Raw genomic sequence first — 3627 nt, 5'->3', positions numbered from 1 at the left:
AAGCAGTTGCAGGCGGGGAAATTCAGTCTGCGTAACTACAACGGTCAGGTAGGGGAAGTGATGGCGTATGTTGGAGCGATAAACAAACTGAACAGCCTGGGTCTGCCCGTCAGACAGCCCCGAGTGTAGCGGTGGGTGGGGGAAGATACGCTCTTAAAGCTGATTTGGGCAACAACGCCCATCTCCATACACAATTCGATTTACAGGCTCGTGTAAACAGAAAGGCCATATCGTGAGGGCATGGCCTTGTCTATTTAGATGAGGAAATCATCCAGCTGACGGCCTTGTTCCAATTGTTGCAATTTTTGCAATTTTTGCACCAAGAACTTGGGGGTACGGCCCTGACCGGTCCATGTTTTCTCTACGCCATTTTCAACATAACGGTATTTCGGGGGACGAGGTGCTCGTTTAGCTTTAGCCGCAGTCACTGCTGCCGGGGCACTGCCAACCAACTCAGTCGGGTCGATACCAGCCTGAGCCAACATCGCTTGAAACTCGGCCAGCTTTTGCTGGTGCTCAGCTTGGGCGGCCTGTTCTTTCTCAGCAACCTCCAAACGTTCCAGATAAATCAGCTCGATTTTCTCGTGGGCTTCTTTGAGCTGATCCAGAGACAACTCACGCAGTGCTGCTCGTAGACTGCGGGTGTTCAACAGCACTTTCAGAAATTCACTCATAGATATCCTTTAATTAAATACACAGGATTTTTTCTATAGCATACTAATGAGCACTGACGTGCTCAAGCATCTTATCGTAATTGACTGCAACCGAAATTGCGTTGCCCATCCCCCACCAACTTAGTTCTCACCTTGCTAAAATAAGCGATTCGTTTTAAAAACCCAATGTATCCAGACGACCGAAATAGCACTTCTTTCCTGTCAAAAATGTATTCACACTTCTTGGGGAAGTGAACTAGCTCCGCATACTCAGGGAAAGTGAGACCCAATGCACTGCACCATGCCTTTTGAATTCTCGTTGACATGTTGATTGCTTCCGGTTTGGTATAGTCACCCAAAGAGGTGTAGCGATCTTTATTTAATAAAAGCACAAGATGATAATGAGGTAGGCTACCGCTATCTTTCTCTCTCACCCAGATATACTTTAGTTCTGATAAGATGTAACGACGTCTCTTACGTTTACTCGTTTCTCTGAGCTGGCTCTTCAAAGACTCGATAAAGCAAGTGATAACCTGTGAGTCCGTGCGTTGATAACGAGTTGGGTGAAAGAGATCATCACTAGGATTCACCTTGGCAAAACGGACATCAACACGTATCGCAAACACCCGAGGCCACTCCTTCACGGCTGAGTCAACGACTGCAAGGCTTCGTAACAAATATGATGGGTGGATCTCGCCATACATACCCTGCACCTGCTGAAGCAGGCTGGTGACTTCAGCAACATTCAATTCATAGGTATTATTGGTGTTGATTGACATGTGTGTTTTCCATAAAGAGGGCATAAGTAGGCCTATGCCCTGTTAAGGATATACTTCTAGCTATTAAGATGGCTTGTACAGCCATATGTGGCTGTATATGTCTTAATTGTTGACAACGTAATCCACATTCCTTTAATTGCAGTCATATTCTATTACGTCGTTAAATGTACCTTGTTTATTCATCCTATATACTTTGAGTGTTGTTTATATTCTCCATACTACATTATACCGACATATCAGCTATCACCACACAATAGATATCTATGGAAAATGCAACTTCAGAGATAACGACGCATACTAAGAAGTTTCATCTAACAGCCTTGGGGAAATGCTCTTAAGTTATTTATCAAAGTGAAGGGCAATTAAAACCAATGTTGATGTAGTTGACATAAGTGGTTTTTCCTTGTTTATAGATGAGTATCTTGTTTTTGAGCCGCAAATCATCCAAAGCCCGGTTCAGTCTCTCACGGCTCCGGAGGCGGTTAGGTCCATACTGACGAATATAGTTTTTGGGCATCCCCCCAAAAACGAATTTCGAATGGTTTGTTTGCAGCCAGGATTCCAGTTGCTGCGCATCTTCCATTTCTTCGGGCAGAGCATCATTTGCCATCAATTGGATGAAAGAATCCAAAAAGTAATTGGCCAATTGGATTGCTGCGTACATTGTGTGCTCTGACACGATTGTATTGCCTGTGACAAATGCCTCCAACACTCCTGCAATTCTGGCCACATGCTCGGACTGCTTAGAGGCATAATCATTGTACTCATAAAGCACGCCCGATTTACCGCACATTTTTTCAATCCGATTGTATTCGGCATACCACTTAGCCGCAGCCTCTGGTGACAGAGTCAGACAAGTACGTGCAGCATCGTCTTCCCGACGCTGAAAAGATTGATTCAAGCGCTCCAGAACTCGGTCATGGAACCACTGCAAGTGTTTGCCAGAAATGGGGAGTGGGAAGACTTGCTGCAGACCGTGGAGTCTCCCACCAATTGTTGATGTCGGCTGACACAGCAGCATTCTGGCAAAGAGCCCAGAGGCACGTGCCCGCTTTCCCACACGGCGAATATACTCGCTGAACAAAGCTGGCTGCGCCATCAACATCATGCCAAAACGGGCATCTTCAATGCGAAACGTATCGCCAGTTGCTCGGTCGACTTCAATTGGCTGGGCACCCCACAGTGAGTTCAAAAGTGGCGTATCGTGGAGCAATTCGCCACCAAGGATGCTGCCAGCTTCATCCGAAAACAGCACCAGAGAGGGCCAACTTTTACCCAGAGCTTGCTTGACCGCAGCTTTGGTCGCATCGCTCACCAATATGCGCTTGCGCAGTGGTGCTGTTGGTTTACGAGTTAAGCAGTCCTCCAACCGTTGCGCATTCACCTCCGAAAGCTCCCCTTTGGTCACCGCCCGCTCGAAAGCTTTTTCCAATGCCTTCCGCTCTACTTGCCAGCGACACATCGTCACATCGTAGCTTTTTTTATCCTCTTGATAGTTCTTATCCAACTTTCCTTCAAAGTCACGAACAGGCTTCATGAGTAGCTTATCTACGGTGGACTTGCGCTCACCGGATTCTGCTAGCACAACTTGATAGAGAGAGGTAGGAAAGCGCAATTTTTCCGTGGGGGCGATGTCAAAAAGATCCTGACATGCCAACGCCATCACACCGAGCACGGAAGAGGCAATCAAACCTGAAGGTGCTTGTGTTTCCTGCAAAACGTAGCGGATAACGCTTTGCAACTCGTTTGGCAAAACATGTTCCGGAAGTTCTTGCGGCACTCGCAGCGAGGTTTGAGTTGGAATCTGCACCGGAAAAGGCGAGAAAAGTAAAGAATTGTTCATGACAATTACTCCTTTCCCATCATGATAGGGTGAGCTTGCGGGCGGCTTGCAATCCAAGCCATGACTTCATTGAAGTTCCACCCAATGGACGCCATCCCGAGCTTGATTGGTCTGGGGAAGCTTGGGTCAAAACGCATGGAATTGGGGTTCATTCGGTCATAGATGGTTGAGCGACCAAGCCCTATCAGCTGGGTCAGCTCTTTCAGCCTAATCACCCTGGTACCGCGTTCTGGCACAGGATAAGAGCCTTGGTTACTGGCAGTCGTCAACTGTAGTGGTCTAATCATCCCGGACACCATTTTAGGTGGTACAGTCGCCACCATGACCTGAGGTGTTCAATGACAAGATTACA

Annotated in this window: 4 protein-coding genes and 1 pseudogene; 1 reads left to right on the top strand and 4 read right to left on the bottom strand. The window is 47.2% G+C overall.

The features are described 5' to 3' along the window. A pseudogene (locus A9G06_RS22215) lies at positions 1-129 on the top strand (IS5/IS1182 family transposase); the annotation flags it as partial. A 125-nt stretch (positions 130-254) separates the two neighbouring features. Here A9G06_RS22215 and A9G06_RS21120 read toward each other — a convergent pair. From A9G06_RS21120 to A9G06_RS21105, 4 genes are all read right to left on the bottom strand, one after another. After that, the gene (locus A9G06_RS21120; protein WP_069556533.1) at positions 255-674 is read right to left on the bottom strand and encodes an H-NS family nucleoid-associated regulatory protein; all 420 of its coding nucleotides are present in this window, start codon (positions 672-674) and stop codon (positions 255-257) included. A gap of 71 nt (positions 675-745) precedes the next feature. After that, positions 746-1432 (bottom strand): inovirus Gp2 family protein, encoded by a 687-nt coding sequence (locus A9G06_RS21115; protein WP_069556532.1) that lies wholly within the window; start codon positions 1430-1432, stop codon positions 746-748. Between the two features lie 346 nt (positions 1433-1778). After that, positions 1779-3275: a YfjI family protein gene (locus A9G06_RS21110; RefSeq protein WP_083243861.1), complete on the bottom strand. Its 1497-nt coding sequence runs from the start codon at positions 3273-3275 to the stop codon at positions 1779-1781. A 5-nt stretch (positions 3276-3280) separates the two neighbouring features. Then, a complete protein-coding gene (locus tag A9G06_RS21105; protein WP_171903414.1) occupies positions 3281-3562 on the bottom strand; it encodes an AlpA family transcriptional regulator in 282 nt (93 codons plus the stop codon). Between the last annotated feature and the right edge of the window lie 65 nt (positions 3563-3627).

The sequence above is a fragment of the Aeromonas sp. DNP9 genome, from assembly GCF_001728955.1.
In the GTDB taxonomy this organism is placed as follows: Bacteria; Pseudomonadota; Gammaproteobacteria; order Enterobacterales; family Aeromonadaceae; genus Aeromonas; species Aeromonas veronii.
The sequence above is the reverse complement of the archived record's forward strand: the minus strand, read 5'-3'. Positions and strand labels throughout refer to the sequence as shown.